Raw genomic sequence first — 16,125 nt, 5'->3', positions numbered from 1 at the left:
GTCTGACGGACGGATGCCGAGGCGCCTACGTCCGGTTGTTACCACTGTCCGCCGGTTCTCCTACCGGGCGAGCGCGCCGGAGACTCCGGTTGTGTGCTCGCCCGGCAGCAGACCGGGACTGTTGTGTTCTCAGGTGAGCGCGCCCGCCGGGTCCACCACGGCGCCCGCCCGCAGCGCCTCGGCGACCCGGCCGCGATGCAGGTCCGGGGTGCCCCAGGCGGACCGCAGGGCGGTGACCCGGGTCAGCCACAGCGACAGGTCGTATTCGGCGGTGTAGCCGATCGCGCCGTGTACCTGCAGCGCGGTCCGGGCCGCCCGGTAGGCGGCATCGGCAGCGGCCACCGCAGCCGCGGAGATATCGCGGATCCGGTTCGGCCCACCGGTGGTGAGCGCCGCCCGGTAGAGCAGCGGTTCCGCCAGATCGAGGCCGATGAACACATCGGCCAGTTTCTGTTTGACCGCCTGGAATTCACCGATCGGCCGGCCGAACTGCTTGCGCTGCTTGACGTACTCCGTCGACGCATCGAGCAGGGCTTTACCGGCGCCGAGCAGCTGTGCGGCATTGGCCAGCGCGCCGAAATCGAATCCCGCCGCGATGGCCGCGCGGGCCTGCGCTCCTTCGGCGACAGTCTCGTCGGCCTCCACGACGAACAGCCGCCGGGCCGGATCCACCGACCGCACCGGTTCGCCTACCCGGCCCGTCGACAGACGGTCACCCTGGGCGAGGAGTACGAGGTCGGCACGATCCGCGTCCACCGCGACCGCGCGGCCGCCCGCCCCGGCGAAGGCGATGGTGGCCGATACGGTGCCTTCGGAGATTCCGGGCAACCAGCGTTGCGCCGGCGCGGGGTCGGTCTCCGCCAGTGCTTGCAGCAGCGCCGGAACGGCCGCCGCGGTTTCCACCAGCGGGCCGGGTGCCGCGGACCGGCCGATCTCGATGAACGCGACCAGCTGGTCGAGCGGTTCGGCACCGAGGCCACCGAAATCCTCGGCGATCGTCAGGCCCAAGGCGCCGGCGGCGGCGAGCTGTTCGATCAGGGCGCGGCCGGGCGCCGGATCGTCACCGCTCCACGCCCGCACCGCGGCGGTGGTGGAACCGGATTCGAAGAGTTTGCGGATACTGGCGCCGAAGTCCAGATGCTCCGGGCTGAGCGCGAATTTCATCGGCTGCCTCCTCGTGGTAGGCCGAGGAGCCGCTCGGCGATGATGTTGCGTTGGATTTCGTTGGTGCCGGCGTAGATCGGGCCGGAGAGGGAGAACAGGTAACCGTCGGTCCAGCGGCTCGCCTGTTCGGCTTCGGCGCCGAGCAGGTCCAGGGCGGTTTCGTGCATGGCGATATCGAGTTCGGACCAGAACACCTTCGTGATGGAGGATTCCGCGCCGAGCTTCCCGCCTTCGTTCAGCCGGGTGACGGTGCCGAAGGTGTGCAGCCGGTAGGCTTCGCTGCCGATCCAGGCGTCCACTACCGCATCACGGGCCGCGGTGCCGGTATCGCCGGTTTCGGTCCACAGGTCGACCAGCCGCTGCGCGGTCGCGCTGAACCGGCCGGGGCTGCGCAGCGACAGGCCGCGTTCGTTGCTGGAGGTACTCATCGCGACCCGCCAGCCCTCGTTGGGCGCGCCGATCACATCGCTGTCCGGGACGAAGACATCGTCGAGGAAGATCTCCGCGAAACCCGGTTCGCCGTCGAGTTGGGGGATCGGCCGCACTGTCACACCGTCGGCGTCGAGCGGGAACATCAGGTAGGTGAGCCCGCGGTGCCGTTCGGCTTCGGGGTCGCTGCGGAACAGGCCGAACGCCCAGTCCGCGAACGCCGCCCGCGAACTCCAGGTCTTCTGCCCGCTCAGCACCCAGCCGCCGTCGGTTCGGCGCGCGGTGGAGCGGATACCGGCCAGATCGCTACCGGCTTCCGGCTCCGACCAGGCCTGCGCCCAGATATCGTCGCCGCGCGCCATCCGCGGCATGATCCGTTCGAGTTGTTCCGGTGTGCCGTGCTCGAACAGGGTGGGGGCGAGCAGGAAGATACCGTTCTGGCTCACCCGGCCTGGCGCGCCGGCGGCATAGTATTCCTGTTCGAACAGCACCCATTCCAGTAGTGACGCATCGCGTCCGCCGTATTCGGGCGCCCAGGAGACCACGGACAAGCGGGCCTCGGCCAGCTTGTGCTCCCACTCCCGGTGCGCTTCGAATCCTGCCGCCGTATCCATCGAGGGCAGTGGTTCGGCGGGAACATTGGCCGCCAGGAATTCGCGGACTTCCCGCTGGAATTCCCGGGTGCTTTCGTCGAGATCGAGATCCATTCAGGCTTTCCCGTCGTTCGTATCCGCGGCGGTTGTCGCCTGCGCTTTCATAGATTTGGCGTTCAGCCCGCCGAGCGAGTCGGTGCCGACTTCGGCATTGTGGGCGTGCGCGAAATGGTGCAGGCCGAATACCGAATCCATTCCGGCGCGCATACCCATGAGGTCCTCGGACTGGTTGACCGCCTTCTTCGTCAATGCCAGCCCGAACTGCGGCATGGCCGAGATCTTCTCGGCCAGGGCCATGGTTTCGGTTTCCAGCTCCGCCCGCGGAACCACCCGGTTGACCATGCCCCATTCCTTGGCCTGTGCGGCGTCGAAACGATCACCGGTGTACAGGAATTCCTTGGCGGCGCGCGGGCCCATCACCCACGGGTGAGCGAAGTATTCGACGCCCGGAATACCCATACGCACCACCGGGTCGGAGAAGAAGGCATCGTCGGAGGCGATGATCAGATCGCAGACCCAGGCCAGCATGAGCCCACCTGCGATACAGGCGCCCTGCACCATGGCGATGGTCGGCTTGGGGATCTCCCGCCAGCGGCGGCACATCCCCAGGTACACCTCGGTCTCCCGGGCGAAACGCTGATCGCCGCCGGGGCGGTCCACATGGTCCCACCAGAGCGCGGCTTTGTTCTGGTATTTCACGTGATGGTCGCGACCCGGTGTGCCCAGATCGTGGCCGGCGCTGAAATGCTTCCCGTTCCCGGCCAGCACGATGACCTTTACCTCGGGATCTTCCACCGCACGTTCGAATGCGGCGTCGATCGCGTAGGTCATCACGGAGTTCTGCGCGTTGCGATAGTCCGGCCGGTTCAGGGTGACCACCGCGACAGCGCCCCGGCGCTCATAGGTCACCACATCGGGTTCGTAGGGAATACTCCCGTTTCCGGTCGGGGACAGGTTCTCCGACATTACGAATTCTCCTCACGTAACTGACGTTTGAGCACCTTGCCGCCGGCGTTGTAGGGCAGTTCGTCGCGGAATTCGACGAACCGCGGCACCTTGAAGTTGGCCAGCGCCTTGGTGGCGTAAGAGAACACCTGGTCCTCCGTGAGCGTCGCGCCCGGTTTGCGGACGATGAATGCCTTGCCCACTTCACCCATGCGGTGATCGGGGACTCCGATCACCGCGGCAGTGGCGACACCGTCGAGCTTGGCGAGAGCCTGTTCGATTTCGGCGGGATACACATTGAATCCGCCGCTGAGGTACATATCCTTCAGCCGGTCGGTGATCTTCAGGTACCCGCGTTCGTCGACCACACCGATATCGCCGGTGTGCAGCCAGCCGTCCGCGTCGACGGTTTTCGCGGTGGCTTCCGGATCGTCGAGGTATCCGAGCATCACGTTGGGGCCGCGTAGCAGGATTTCCCCGACATCGCTCAACTTCAGTTCGAATCCGGCAATGGGCCGGCCGCTGGTGCCGGAGATGGTTTCGGCGTCGTCGTCGACCCGGCACATGGTGCCGAAGCCGGAAGATTCCGAGAGACCGTATGCGGTGAGCACCACATCGAAATCGAGTTCCGCGCGCATCCGCTCGACCAGCGCTACCGGGACCTGCGCCGCACCGGTGACCGCCACCCGCAGCCCGCTCAGATCGAATTCGCCGCGGTCCGGGAAATCGAGGATGGTCTGGTAGATCGTGGGCGGGCCGGGCAGAACGGTGATCTTCTCCTGGTCGATCAGGCGCATGGTGGTCGGCACATCGAAGACGATCTGCGGCACGATGGTGGCGCCCGTCAGCAGACAGGTGATGATCCCCGCCTTGTAGCCGAAGCTGTGGAAGAAAGGGTTCACGATCAAGTAGTTGTCGGCGCTGTTCAGCGTCGCGCATTCGGCCCACGCGCGAGCCGTCGACAGGGTCTGCCGGTGCGCGATGAGTACGCCCTTGCTACGGCCGGTGGTACCGGAGGTGAACAGGATGTCGGACAGGTCCTCGGGGCTGACGGATTCGCCCCGTTCGATCACCTGCTCCCGGCTCACCGTGGCGGCGGTTTCGGCCAGATCCGACCAGTTCAGCGCGCCCTCGACTCGATCCTGCGGACCCTCGACGGGTACTACCACGACGGTGTCGATGTGCAGGTCGGGCGCGGCCCCGCGCAGTTCGGTGAGGCGATCGCGTTTCAGGAACGTTCCGGCGATGAACAGTGCCTTGGCGTCCACCCGGCGCAGCACATCGACGACCTCGTCGGCGACATAGCGGGTGTTGAGCGGTATCAGTGTCGCGCCCGCGTAGTGCGCGCCCAGCGCGGCGACCACCCAGTGCCAGGTGTTGGGCGACCAGATCGCCACCCGGTCGCCGACCTGTACTCCGCGGGCGATCAGCGCGCGGGCCACGTCCTGGACCTCGGTGAGTAACTGAGTCCAGTCGAGCCGGACGGGTCCGTCGGCCAGTGCGGGCGCCGAACCGTAGGTCTGGGCGGCGGCGTGCAGTGCCGCGGGGATGGTCTGTGCCACCGGCGGGGTTTGCGCAGGGGTTGTCACGGGTGTCCTCATGGTCGTGCGGCCGTGTGCGGTGCGCGCGGTCTCGAACGGAGTCTACAAAGCAAGTGCTTGGTAGGTTATCCTACCGGCGTGGGTGCTATCCAGACCTCAGAATCCGGTACCGGTCGCGACGGCGGGCCGCAAACGGCCGAAGCGGCCGCCGCGCCGCGTGTTGCCGTCGAGCGGACCAGCGTGGCCGCCCTGAGCGACAGCGAATTCGCCGCGCAGGTCCGCGGCTGGCTCGACGAACAACTCGACGGTGAATTCCGCGAGTTGCGCGGCCTCGGCGGGCCCGGCCGCGAGCACGAGGCATTCGACGAACGCCTGGAATGGGACCGCGCCCTGGCCGCCGCGGGCTGGACCTGCCTCGGCTGGCCCGTCGAATACGGCGGCCGGGCGGCAAGCGTGGCCCAGCAGATCATCTTCCACGAGGAGTACGCGAAGGCGAACGCGCCGGCCCGCGTCTCGCATGTGGGCGAGGAACTGCTCGGCCCGACGCTGCTGGCCTTCGGTACCGACGCCCAGCGCGACCGGTTCCTGCCCGGTATCCGTACGGTCACCGAACTGTGGTGCCAGGGCTACTCCGAACCCGGCGCCGGATCCGATCTGGCCGCGGTATCGACCTCGGCTCGCCTCGACGGCGACCACTGGTCGATCAACGGCCAGAAGATCTGGACCTCGCTGGCCCATGTGGCCGACTGGTGCTTCGCGGTATGCCGCACCGAGCCCGGGTCGAAACGGCACAAGGGGCTGTCCTACCTGCTGGTCCCGATGAACCAGCCGGGGATCGAGGTCCGGCCCATCAACCAGCTCACCGGCACCTCCGAGTTCAACGAGGTGTTCTTCGACGACGCCCGCACCGAAGCCGATCTGGTGGTCGGCGATCCCGGTGACGGCTGGCGCGTCGCCATGGGCACACTCAACGTCGAACGCGGTATCTCCACCCTCGGCCAGCAGATCCGTTTCGCCCGGGAACTGGCGGCCATCGAGGAGATGGCCCGCGAATCGGGCGCCCTCGACGACCCGCTGCTCGCCGAACAGGTCGATCGCGCCTGGGTGGGCCTGCGGGTACTTCGTGCGCACGCCATGCGCACGATGGCCGAAACCGCCGACGACGGGGGACAGGCCTCGGTCGGCAAACTGCTGTGGGCGAATTGGCATCGCGGTCTCGGTGAACTCGCCATGGCGGTGCGCGGCGCGGCCGGCCTGGTCGCCGCCGACGACGATCTCGACGAATGGCAGCGGCTGTACCTGTTCACCCGCGCCGATACGATCTACGGAGGTTCGAACGAAGTGCAGCGCAACATCATCTCCGAGCGTGTGCTCGGCCTGCCCCGCGAGGCCCGGCAGTGAGCGGGCCGCTGTCGGTCCCCCCGGCCCAGACCCCCGGTCACGGGCTGCTCACCGGCCGCCGCGCCGTGGTGACCGCGGCCGCCGGAACCGGAATCGGTTCCGCCACCGCCCGCCGGCTGCTCAGCGAAGGCGCGGACGTGGTGGTCTCCGACTGGCACGAACGGCGTCTGGAAGCGACTCGCGCGGAGCTGTCCGAGGAGTTCGCCGACCGTAAGGTGCACGCGATCGCCTGCGATGTGACCAGCACCGCGCAGGTCGACGAACTCGTCCGTGGCGCCGCCGCGGCGCTGGGCGGGGTCGAGATCTTCGTCAACAATGCCGGTCTCGGCGGTGAGACGCCGGTGGTCGATATGACCGATGAGCAGTGGGACAAAGTCCTCGATATCACCCTCAACGGCACCTTCCGCTGCACCCGCGCCGCGCTGAACTACTTCCGGGACGCGAAACACGGTGGCGTGATCGTCAACAATGCCAGTGTGCTGGGCTGGCGGGCTCAGTACGGCCAGGCCCACTACGCCGCCGCCAAGGCCGGCGTGATGGCGTTGACCCGGTGCAGTGCGGTGGAGGCCGCCGAGTTCGGGGTCCGGATCAATGCGGTGGCGCCGAGTATCGCCCGGCACGCGTTCCTCGACAAGGTCAGTTCCAGCGATCTGCTCGATTCGCTCTCCGAGCGCGAAGCCTTCGGCCGGGCCGCCGAGCCGTGGGAGGTCGCGGCCACCATCGCCATGCTGGCCAGCGATTACACGACCTATCTGACCGGCGAGGTCGTCTCGGTCAGCAGCCAGCGCGCCTGATATGTAACCGGCCGGTGCGCTCAGCGCGTGCCGGCCGGGTCAGCGGATCGCTCAGGAGTCGGCGGTTGTGGCAGCGAGCCTGCCTGCCGGCCGAAGTAGGGCGCTGCCCAGCGATCCTCACTGCCATTGCGGAAACGGCTGTGTCATGGCCGCAATCCACCGGGCATCGCATCGATGGAACCGGTTCGTTGATCTGCGCGTCCAATCAGATCGGAAAGTAGTGCGGTCGTGCTCTTCCACGTATCGGGCCCGGCGGGTCCGGCTCCGATTCATGAGGGGGGAGCCGGAAAGTCCGGGCCCGTCGCGTTTCGCGGTACCATGGACCCAAGCAAATGCTTGGTTGTATTATGGCCGGGTGACCGCACCCGACCCCACCAAATCGGCCCGGCGAACCGAACTCCTCGAGATGGCGGCCGAGCTGTTCGCCGAACGGGGCGTGCGCGCGACCACGGTACGAGATATCGCCGACGCGGCCGGGATCCTCTCCGGCAGTCTCTATCACCACTTTTCGTCGAAAGAGGGAATGGTAGACGAGATCCTGCGCGGGTTCCTCGACGAACTCTTCGGCCGCTACCGCGAAATCGCCGACGCGGGCCTGAGCGCCCGCGCCACCCTGGAAGCTCTGGTGCTGGCCTCCTACGAGGCGATCGATCGTTCGCATGCCGCGGTCGCCATCTACCAGTCCGAAGCCAAACGGCTGCAGAGCTCCGAACGTTTCGCCTATATCGGCGAATACAACCGCGAATTCCGGGAACTGTGGCGGCGCGTGCTCTCCAGCGGTGTAGCCGACGGCAGCTTCCGCCCCGAACTCGATATCGATCTGGCCTACCGGTTCCTGCGCGACACCGTCTGGGTGGCGGTGCGCTGGTATCAACCGGGTGGCGGATCGGTCACTGTCGACACCCTCGCCAAGCAGTACCTCACCATTGTGCTCGACGGGCTCACCGTGCCGGGCCATACCGATTAGGAGAAAACCCATGGCTACAGCCGCCCGCCGCCCCTACACGCCGCTGCGCGAGGCCTATGTCGTCGACGCGGTGCGCACCCCGGTCGGTAAGCGCGGTGGCGCGCTGGCCGAGGTCCATCCAGCCGATCTCGGTGCGGCCGCGTTGCAGGGCCTGATGTCGCGTAACCCGATCGATCCGGCGAATGTCGACGATGTGATCGTCGGCTGCGTCGACAACGTCGGCCCGCAGGCCGGCAATATCGGCCGGACCATGTGGCTGGCCGCCGGATACCCCGAGGAAGTGCCCGGTGTGACGGTGGACCGGCAGTGCGGGTCCAGCCAGCAGGCGATCAACTTCGGCGCTCAGGCGATCATGAGCGGTACCGCCGAGGTGATCGTGGCCGGTGGGGTGCAGAACATGAGCGCCATCCCGATCTCCGCGGCCATGCTCGCCGGTAAGGAATACGGTTTCGATTCCCCGTTCGTCGGCGCGAAGGGCTGGGATCACCGGTACGGCACCGGGGAGGTGTCCCAGTTCCGCGGCGCGCAGATGATCGCCGAGAAGTGGGGGATCAGCCGCGAGGATATGGAACGCTGGGCGCTGCGCAGCCACGAACGGGCCCGCGCCGCCATCAAGGCCGGCCGGTTCGACAAAGAAATCGTGCCGGTCGGCGATTTCTGGATCGATCAGGGGCCGCGCGAAACCAGCCTGGAGAAGATGGCAACGCTACCGGCTCTGGAGGAGGGCAGCCCGCTGACCGCGGCGGTGGCCTCGCAGATCTCCGACGGCGCCAGCGCGACCCTGCTGGCCTCGGAATGGGCGGTCGAGGAATACGGCCTGACCCCCCGCGCCCGCATTATCCACGTCAGCGCCCGCGGCGCCGATCCGCTCTACATGCTCACCGCGCCCATCCCGGCGACCAAGTTCGCGCTGGAGAAGACCGGCTTGAGCATCGACGATATCGACGCGATCGAGATCAACGAGGCCTTCGCTCCCGTGGTTCTGGCCTGGTTGAAGGAGACCGGCGCCGATCCGGAGAAGGTGAACGTCAACGGCGGCGCGATCGCCCTCGGCCATCCGCTCGGGGCGACCGGCGCGAAGCTGTTCGCGACCCTGCTCAACGAGTTGGAGCGGATCAACGGCCGCTACGGTCTGCTGACCATCTGTGAAGGCGGCGGTACGGCGAACGCGACCATCATCGAGCGTATCGAGCGGTGATCGCTGCGCGGAGCTAGCGCGGGATCTCCCGGCGGGGGCTACCCCGTCCGCGGCCGGAGCGCGGACTCGAGGTCGCGGCGGTACGCGGGAAAAGACCTCCGGTAATCGGCCCCTACGGGCGGTTACCGGAGGTCTTTCTGTTTCCGGCCGGTGCTCTGTTGTGGCGCTTTGCCGGCAAGCGCCACAACAGGCGCAACCCTTGCCGCCGGCGCCACTGATCACTCAGGCCGCCTCGGTTGTACGGGACAGGTGGTGTGTCGTGTATCCCCGTGACGGGCCTGGAAATAAATAGTTAGCCTATGTAATAATATCGGGGTGCAGCCGAACCGCGGTACCGATGTGGACGACAGTGTCGTCGATCTACTGGTCACCGCGGGTCGGCTCACGCGCGCGGCGGGAATGCTCAGCGCCGAGATTCTGCCGCATGCCACCGTGCGGGCGCTGGCGGCACTCGAAGAGCGCGGTCCGCTGCGTATCAGCGAATTCGCCCGAATCGACCGCACCTCGCAACCCACGGCGACCACGCTCATCGCCCGGCTGGTGCGGGAAGGCTATGTCTCCCGTCGCCGCGATCCGGACGATTCCCGGGCCGTGGTCGTCGAACTCACCCCGACGGGGCGGGCCCGGCTCGCCGCGTCCCGCGCGGCCATCCGTGCAGCATTGCCGGACCCGCTACCGGGATTCGATGCCGAACGACTCACCGGACTCGCCGCCGACCTGCGGGAACTACTGGCGGTGATCCGCGAAACGACAGGAAACCACACGCAACCGAGGAAACATCGATGAGCAACTCCACCCGGACGGCCACCACGCCGGACGCTACGAGCGGACCAGGCCCGGCGGCGTCAGCGCTGCACAAGCACGCAGGCTCCGCACCCGATCGCCAGGGCAAACCGGACAGGCAGCCGAAAGCGGTGTGGGCGGTCGCCTTCGCCAGCGTTATCGCGTTCATGGGCATCGGCCTGGTGGATCCGATCCTCAAGCCCATCGGCGAACAGCTCAACGCCTCCCCATCGCAGGTATCGCTGCTGTTCACCAGCTATATGCTCGTCACCGGCGTCGCGATGCTCGTCACCGGCGTGATCTCCAGCCGGTTCGGCGCGAAGAAAACATTGCTGGCCGGGCTGGCCTTGATCATCGTCTTCGCGGCGGCGGCCGGACTGTCGGATACGGTCGGGCAGATCGTCGGCTTCCGCGCCGGCTGGGGGCTGGGCAACGCGCTGTTCATCGCCACCGCGCTCGCCACCATCGTCGGCTCCGCGACCGGTGGAGTCGCGCGGGCGATCATCCTGTACGAGGCCGCACTCGGTATCGGTATCGCCACCGGACCGCTGGTAGGTGGTTTGCTGGGCGGAATCAGCTGGCGTGGGCCGTTCTTCGGTGTCTCGGTGCTGATGGCCATCGCGCTCGTCGCCATCGTCGTACTCCTCCCCGACGGTCCGCGTGCCGCGAAACCGACCTCGCTGGCAGCCCCCTTCAAGGCGCTGCGCCATCGCGGGCTGCTCGTTGTGAGCATCACCGCGCTGCTGTACAACTTCGGCTTCTTCACCCTGCTCGCCTACACTCCGTTCCCGCTGGATATGGGCACCTACGCCATCGGATTCATCTTCTGCGGCTGGGGCATCCTGCTCGCGATCTCCTCGGTGTTCGTAGCCCCGAAACTGCAGGCCCGTTTCGGGACGCTGCCGATGATCGCGCTCGCGGTCGGACTGTTCGCCGCCGATCTGGCGGTGATGGCACTGTTCGCCGAGCACAAGCCGGTGCTGATCGTCGGAGTGGTCGTCGCCGGACTGTTCCTCGGTGTGAACAACACCCTGATCACCGAGGCCGTCATGATCTCGGCACCGGTGGAACGCTCCACCGCATCCGCTGCCTACAGTTTCGTCCGCTTCGCCGGCGGCGCCGCCGCACCGTGGCTGGCAGGAAAACTCGGCGAAACCAGCATCTCCCTGCCGTTCTGGGTCGGCGCCGCCTGTACCGCCGTAGGTGTGGTGGTGCTGCTGGTCGGCCGGAGCGCTCTCGCGCATATCGACGATCACGATCCCGCCCCGCACAGCGTGGAGGAAGCGCAAGCTGTGACGGTTGGAGACTGACCTTCACGAGAGGTCCATCGGCAGGCCCCGCCCATCGGCGGGGCCTGCTTTTCGCATCGAAAACCAGCCCGGACGCACCAAGCATTTGCTAGGTTCCGCACATGAGGAAGCTGCTGGCAGTCGTCGGTGCGGTCGTGACAGGGCTGGCGGTGGCCGCCGGAGCCGGCCCGGCCGCCGCGGACGAACTTCCCGTCGAGTTCAATTTCTTCGCCGGAATCGGACCCGAACTCGCGAACCCCGGGGGCTCACTGCCCGGTTCCAACGACTACGGATGTGTCCCTTCACCGACCCATCCCGACCCGGTGGTCCTGGTTCACGGCACGGGCGGGTCGCAACAGACCAACTGGGGTGCCTACGTTCCTTTGCTGAAAAATGCCGGGTACTGCGTATTCTCGATCACCTACGGTGCGCCGGCCGGTCTGCCGTGGCCGGTTACGGCCGTCGGCGGAATGGGCGAGATCACCGAGAGCGCCCGCCAGTTGGGCGTGTTCGTCGACGGTGTTCTCGCCGCCACCGGTGCGTCCGAGGTGGATATCGTCGGCCATTCGCAGGGCACGGTGATGCCGGCGTACTACGCGAAGTACCTCGGCGGCCGAGACAAGATCGACAAGTACGTCTCGCTGGCTCCCGCCTGGAACGGCACCACGGTGGCCGGTGCGGATGTCATTTCCGAAACCGCCCGGCGGCTCGGCGTACAACCGGAGAATTTCCCGATCTGTCACGCATGCCTGCAACTGGACCCCGGTTCGGCGTTCATGCAGGCGATCCGCGCGGGCGGGCACTACCTGCCCGAGATCGAATACACCAATATCGCCACGCAATACGACGAGCTCATCGTCCCCTACACCTCCGGTCTCCAGCCAGGCGGCAGCAATGTCCGAAATATCGTGGTCCAAGAAGGCTGCCCGGTCGACTACACGGAGCACGCGGGAATCGCCGGATCCCGCCGAGCGGCCTATTTCGTCCTCAACGCCCTCGACCCCGAACATCGGCAACCCGTACCGTGCGATCGCGCAGCCCCATTCTCGGGTGCGCCTTTCTGAGAGCCGGCCCGCCGAATCGCGCCGATCATCGGCCGCGAACTCCCGAAGCGACCGAGAATTCCGTTCGGATGAGAGGACGGGACAGCACCCGGCAGCGTGCGCAATCCGATTCAGTCCGGTGCAGCAGATCCGGTCTCCACCGGGCCGATCGAAATATTGCGACGAGCTGCCAGTGCACCGCCCCAGTCGTAGAGCGCCTGGAGTACCGGCCGCAGTTCCGGATCGGCGAGCCGGTAGGTCACGGCAGCGGGCACACCGTCGTGGACGGTGCGCTCGACGAGTCCCGCGGCTTCGAGTTCGCGTAGCCGCTGCGTGAGCATCTTCTCCGTGATGCCCGCTACGCGACGCCGTAACTCGCCGTAGCGCAACGGACGCTCTTTCAAATGGCCGAGGACGACTACCGCCCACTTCCCGCCGATAGTATCCACCGCCAGTTCGACCGGGCAGGAATAGCCGGCCCGTTGCACGCTCACGCACCATAAAGTACGTACTTGTGCTCGCGCCGCCAAGCGGGTCGACTGGAACCATGATCATCGAGTACATCCGGTACCGCGTCGCCGATTCGGCGGCATTCGAGGCCGCGTACCGGCGGGCGGCGGTGGCCCTGCAGTCCTCGCCCTACTGCCGGACCTATGACCTGGCGCGGTGTGCCGAGGAACCGGAGGTGTACATCCTCCAGCTGACCTGGACTTCGGCCGGTGATCACCTGGAGAAGTTCCGCGGCAGCCCAGAATTCCGGGCATTCTTCGCCGAGATCAAGGACTACGTCAGCGATATCGAGGAGATGCGGCACTACGAGCCGGTCGCGCTGGTGCCGTCGCTGTACGAATGGGCCGGTGGCGCCGAGGCATTCGAGAACCTGTTCGTCACCTTCTATCGCCGTGTCGACGAGGACACGGTGCTGGCACCGGTGTTCGCGGGCATGCACCCCGATCATCCGAAGCATGTGGCCGCCTGGCTGGGCGAGGTCTTCGGCGGCCCCGCTGTCTATTCGGAACGGCACGGCGGACACCAGCACATGGTCTCCCGGCACCGCGGCCGGGAGTTGACCGAGGAACAACGGCAGCGCTGGACGAGCCTGCTGCTCGATACCGCCGACAAGGTCGGGCTACCCGCCGACGCCGAGTTCCGGTCGGCCTTCGTGGGATATCTGGAATGGGGAACCCGCATGGCGACGCTGTTCTCCGGAGCGGACGCCCCGGACTCCGTAGCCGAACCCATGCCTACCTGGGGCTGGGGCGAAGTGCGCCCCTGGCCGCGAACTTGATCGCGTCACTGCGCTACGGCCGGACTATCCAGTGCCCAGCCGTGGCTGAGCCACAATCACCGGAGCCGGTGTGGCGCTGGTGTACAACTGTGACGAATGGGTCGCTTTCGCGAAGGCGTCGCCGCCGGCGAGTTCGCTTGCCCCTGAGGCTGCCATCCGTCGAGGCGGTGTGGCGAGGCAGGCTCGCAGTATGAAGGGACGACGTCGATTGCGGACTATCACCCGGTTACTCATGGTGATCGCCCTCTGCTGCACGCTCGCCGGCGTGACCGCCTGCACCGGCCGATCGGTTGCCCTCGCGAGCGCTGTGGACGATGCGTTTCAACCGCTCATGGCCGAGTACGACGTGCCCGGTATGGCCGTAGCAGTGACGGTCGACGGCGACGAACACTACTTCAGTTATGGTGTTGCCTCCCGGCAAAGCGGTGCTCCCGTGACACCCGACACCCTTTTCGAGATCGGTTCGATCAGCAAGACATTCACCGCCACACTGGCGTCCTACGCGCAAGTACTCGGCCGGATCTCGCTCGACGATCACCCCAGTACCTACCTGCCGCAATTGGCCGGACATGCCATCGACAAGGCCACACTGCTGAACTTGGCAACCTATACGGCTGGTGGGCTGCCTCTGCAGTTTCCGCCCGAAGTCATCGACAACGCCCAGATGCCGGGCTACTTCCAGCGGTGGTCGCCCGACGCCGTTCCCGGCCGGCAGCGCCGGTACTCGAACCCCAGCATCGGTCTGCTGGGCCATCTCACGGCCCTCGCGATGGACGGGGATTTCACTGATCTGCTCCAAGGGCAGCTCTTTCCTGATCTGGGACTGTCCCATAGCTACATCGACGTCCCGAAAGACCAGATGGACAATTACGCATGGGGATATGGCAAGGACAATGCGCCGGTCCGGGTGAACCCGGGCGTTTTGGATGCCGAAGCCTACGGCGTCAAAACCTCTGCCGTCGATATGCTGCGGTTCATCGAGGCCAATATCGCGCCCGATACCCTCGAACCGCCGCTGCGCGATGCCGTCGAGGGAACGCATATCGGATACTTCGAGGTCGGCCCTATGGTCCAGGGGCTCGGCTGGGAGCAATACCCGTACCCCGTCGGCCTGGATCGGTTACAGGCCGGAAACTCCGTCGCGGCTATGAAGCCCAATCCGGCCACGTCCGTCACTCCGCAATCGCCATCGCGTCCGACCTTGTTCAACAAGACCGGCTCCACTGGCGGGTTCGGCGCATACGCCGCTTTCGTGCCCGAGGAACGGATCGGTATTGTCGTGCTTGCGAACAAGAACTTTCCCATCGCCGCACGTGTTGCCGCAGCCCACGCCGTTCTGCAGCAGCTTTCAACGCAGACGGCATAACCCCGAGACCGGTCCGGCCGGCATAGCCCCCGTGGCGCCCTCAGCTCGAGGCGGCCCCGATTGTCAGAACTCCTTGTGGCAGACCGCTTCGAGCATGATGCCGTCATACCCGGTCCAGAAGGTGGCGTAATAGGGTGGCGGGTACTGCGGAAATTCTCGTGGGGCGTGGATGATTTCGTCGCCACGCGATAATACCCAGGTATGCACGCTGTCGACTTCGGCGCGGGTGCGCACCATGAACGCCAGGTGCTGCAATCCGGCGCTACCGGGCCGGTAACCGGGTCCGGAGGCCGGATAGAAGAACACGTACGTTCCGACCTTCCCGCCTGCGGGCCGGTATGCGAACTGCGTATCGTCGGCCAGGAAGGGTTCGTACTCGAGCAGCGGCATGACCTTGTCGTAGTACGCGCGGGCCGCATTGAGATCGGTGACGTTGACGCCGATGTGTCCTAGAGGCATCTCCGAAATCTACTGATCGACTGTTTTTCGGCCAAGGCATGTCCGCCACCACGGAACAAGACCGGCCAGAAAAAGTTATGCAGCAATATCATTCGATTATGATGCCCGCCATGGCTTCGCCCGTGACAGAATCTCAGAGTTTCCGGCCGTTGTGTAGCCGGTCGGTCAACGTGGCGACTCCGGGCCCGTGTAGTTCCTCCAGTGCTCCCCGTCGTCCGGAGATGGCCAGGAGCAGCGACAGTGCGGTTCCACTCACTTCCGGACCGTCCCCGATCGACAGGTCGGCGTCTGCTGATGCCACCCGGATCCCGGTCACCAGCTCTTTGGCTCCGCCGAAGGACACTGGGGTGCGAGCCTGCAAGCCCAGCGCTCGGGCAACGGCGTCCTGTGGATAGGAGCGGGAAAGTCCCAAGGGCCGGCGTATGTCCTCACCGTGGACGATCTCCTCGACGAGTCTGCTGTCCAGCGGTGTCGGAGGGGCCGAACGCCGCATTGCGACCTGGCGAAGCCGATCCAGCGTTTCCTGCGGCGAGGCACCGCGCTCGCGCTGTACACCGCGTGCGTTCAAACGGTGGAAGTCGAACCGCGACCGGACGAGGTCGACCGCGAAACCCAGGCGCGTCGCCCGAGCACTATCGACCAGGTGGGCGGCCACATCCTGCACCGTCCACCCGTCACACAACGACGGCGTTCCCCACTGCTCGTCATCGAGATTCGTCAGGTCGGCGATCAGTGCTGCCCGCTCGGCGTGCACCCTCGACCAAACGTCCTTCGCCACGGTCTCTCCTTCGCTCGACCAACGCGT

The 16,125-nt window shown here is 66.4% G+C and carries 16 protein-coding genes; 9 read left to right on the top strand and 7 right to left on the bottom strand.

What is annotated here, in order from left to right:
• Nucleotides 1-129: 129 nt before the first annotated feature.
• Genes IU448_RS11900 through IU448_RS11885 form a run of 4 tightly spaced genes read right to left on the bottom strand, consistent with a single transcriptional unit; the run spans nucleotide 130 to nucleotide 4,792 of the window.
• The gene (locus IU448_RS11900; protein WP_195055615.1) at nucleotides 130-1,164 is read right to left on the bottom strand and encodes an acyl-CoA dehydrogenase family protein; all 1,035 of its coding nucleotides are present in this window, start codon (nucleotides 1,162-1,164) and stop codon (nucleotides 130-132) included.
• Nucleotides 1,161-2,300: an acyl-CoA dehydrogenase family protein gene (locus IU448_RS11895; protein ID WP_195055614.1), complete on the bottom strand. Its 1,140-nt coding sequence runs from the start codon at nucleotides 2,298-2,300 to the stop codon at nucleotides 1,161-1,163. Before IU448_RS11895 ends, IU448_RS11900 begins: the two co-directional genes overlap by 4 nt.
• On the bottom strand, nucleotides 2,301-3,212 hold the full coding sequence (locus tag IU448_RS11890) for an enoyl-CoA hydratase (protein ID WP_195055613.1): 912 nt from the start codon (nucleotides 3,210-3,212) through the stop codon (nucleotides 2,301-2,303).
• Complete coding sequence (locus IU448_RS11885; RefSeq protein WP_195055612.1) at nucleotides 3,212-4,792, bottom strand: FadD3 family acyl-CoA ligase; 1,581 nt, start codon at nucleotides 4,790-4,792, stop codon at nucleotides 3,212-3,214. The genes IU448_RS11890 and IU448_RS11885 overlap by 1 nt, the downstream gene beginning before the upstream one ends.
• Before the next feature lie 180 nt (nucleotides 4,793-4,972).
• Between IU448_RS11885 and IU448_RS11880 the strand changes: the two genes are divergently transcribed.
• The 7 genes from IU448_RS11880 to IU448_RS11850 all read left to right on the top strand — a co-directional run bounded on the left by IU448_RS11880 (nucleotide 4,973) and on the right by IU448_RS11850 (nucleotide 12,228).
• Complete coding sequence (locus tag IU448_RS11880) at nucleotides 4,973-6,133, top strand: acyl-CoA dehydrogenase family protein (RefSeq protein ID WP_195056248.1); 1,161 nt, start codon at nucleotides 4,973-4,975, stop codon at nucleotides 6,131-6,133.
• Nucleotides 6,130-6,927 (top strand): SDR family oxidoreductase, encoded by a 798-nt coding sequence (locus IU448_RS11875; RefSeq protein WP_280459193.1) that lies wholly within the window; start codon nucleotides 6,130-6,132, stop codon nucleotides 6,925-6,927. The genes IU448_RS11880 and IU448_RS11875 overlap by 4 nt, the downstream gene beginning before the upstream one ends.
• Before the next feature lie 406 nt (nucleotides 6,928-7,333).
• Nucleotides 7,334-7,894: a TetR/AcrR family transcriptional regulator gene (locus IU448_RS11870; RefSeq protein ID WP_228812970.1), complete on the top strand. Its 561-nt coding sequence runs from the start codon at nucleotides 7,334-7,336 to the stop codon at nucleotides 7,892-7,894.
• A 43-nt stretch (nucleotides 7,895-7,937) separates the two neighbouring features.
• Nucleotides 7,938-9,092, top strand: coding sequence for an acetyl-CoA C-acetyltransferase (locus IU448_RS11865; protein WP_195056247.1), 1,155 nt, complete (start codon nucleotides 7,938-7,940; stop codon nucleotides 9,090-9,092).
• Nucleotides 9,093-9,407: 315 nt separating this feature from the next.
• Entirely contained in the window at nucleotides 9,408-9,878 is a 471-nt protein-coding gene (locus tag IU448_RS11860; protein WP_324188573.1) for a MarR family winged helix-turn-helix transcriptional regulator, read from the top strand.
• On the top strand, nucleotides 9,875-11,185 hold the full coding sequence (locus IU448_RS11855; protein ID WP_195055609.1) for an MFS transporter: 1,311 nt from the start codon (nucleotides 9,875-9,877) through the stop codon (nucleotides 11,183-11,185). Before IU448_RS11860 ends, IU448_RS11855 begins: the two co-directional genes overlap by 4 nt.
• Before the next feature lie 101 nt (nucleotides 11,186-11,286).
• Nucleotides 11,287-12,228, top strand: a complete 942-nt coding sequence (locus IU448_RS11850; RefSeq protein WP_195055608.1) for an esterase/lipase family protein — start codon at nucleotides 11,287-11,289, stop codon at nucleotides 12,226-12,228.
• 110 nt (nucleotides 12,229-12,338) lie between these two features.
• Here IU448_RS11850 and IU448_RS11845 read toward each other — a convergent pair whose 3' ends face one another.
• Complete coding sequence (locus tag IU448_RS11845; protein ID WP_280459196.1) at nucleotides 12,339-12,701, bottom strand: winged helix-turn-helix transcriptional regulator; 363 nt, start codon at nucleotides 12,699-12,701, stop codon at nucleotides 12,339-12,341.
• A gap of 53 nt (nucleotides 12,702-12,754) precedes the next feature.
• Here IU448_RS11845 and IU448_RS11840 point away from each other — a divergent pair, with 53 nt between their 5' ends.
• Nucleotides 12,755-13,495, top strand: a complete 741-nt coding sequence (locus IU448_RS11840; protein ID WP_195055607.1) for a group II truncated hemoglobin — start codon at nucleotides 12,755-12,757, stop codon at nucleotides 13,493-13,495.
• A 190-nt stretch (nucleotides 13,496-13,685) separates the two neighbouring features.
• A complete protein-coding gene (ampC, locus tag IU448_RS11835) occupies nucleotides 13,686-14,861 on the top strand; it encodes a class C beta-lactamase (RefSeq protein WP_416383004.1) in 1,176 nt (391 codons plus the stop codon).
• A gap of 63 nt (nucleotides 14,862-14,924) precedes the next feature.
• On the opposite strand, the gene IU448_RS11830 is transcribed toward ampC, so the two are convergent.
• A complete protein-coding gene (locus IU448_RS11830; RefSeq protein WP_195055605.1) occupies nucleotides 14,925-15,320 on the bottom strand; it encodes a VOC family protein in 396 nt (131 codons plus the stop codon).
• A gap of 133 nt (nucleotides 15,321-15,453) precedes the next feature.
• Nucleotides 15,454-16,098: a maleylpyruvate isomerase family mycothiol-dependent enzyme gene (locus IU448_RS11825; protein WP_280459198.1), complete on the bottom strand. Its 645-nt coding sequence runs from the start codon at nucleotides 16,096-16,098 to the stop codon at nucleotides 15,454-15,456.
• Nucleotides 16,099-16,125: the final 27 nt, after the last annotated feature.

This window comes from Nocardia flavorosea (assembly GCF_015477805.1).
Classification (GTDB): domain Bacteria; phylum Actinomycetota; class Actinomycetes; order Mycobacteriales; family Mycobacteriaceae; genus Nocardia; species Nocardia flavorosea_A.
Note: the sequence above shows the minus strand (reverse complement) of the source record. Positions and strands in the feature narration are given on the sequence as shown.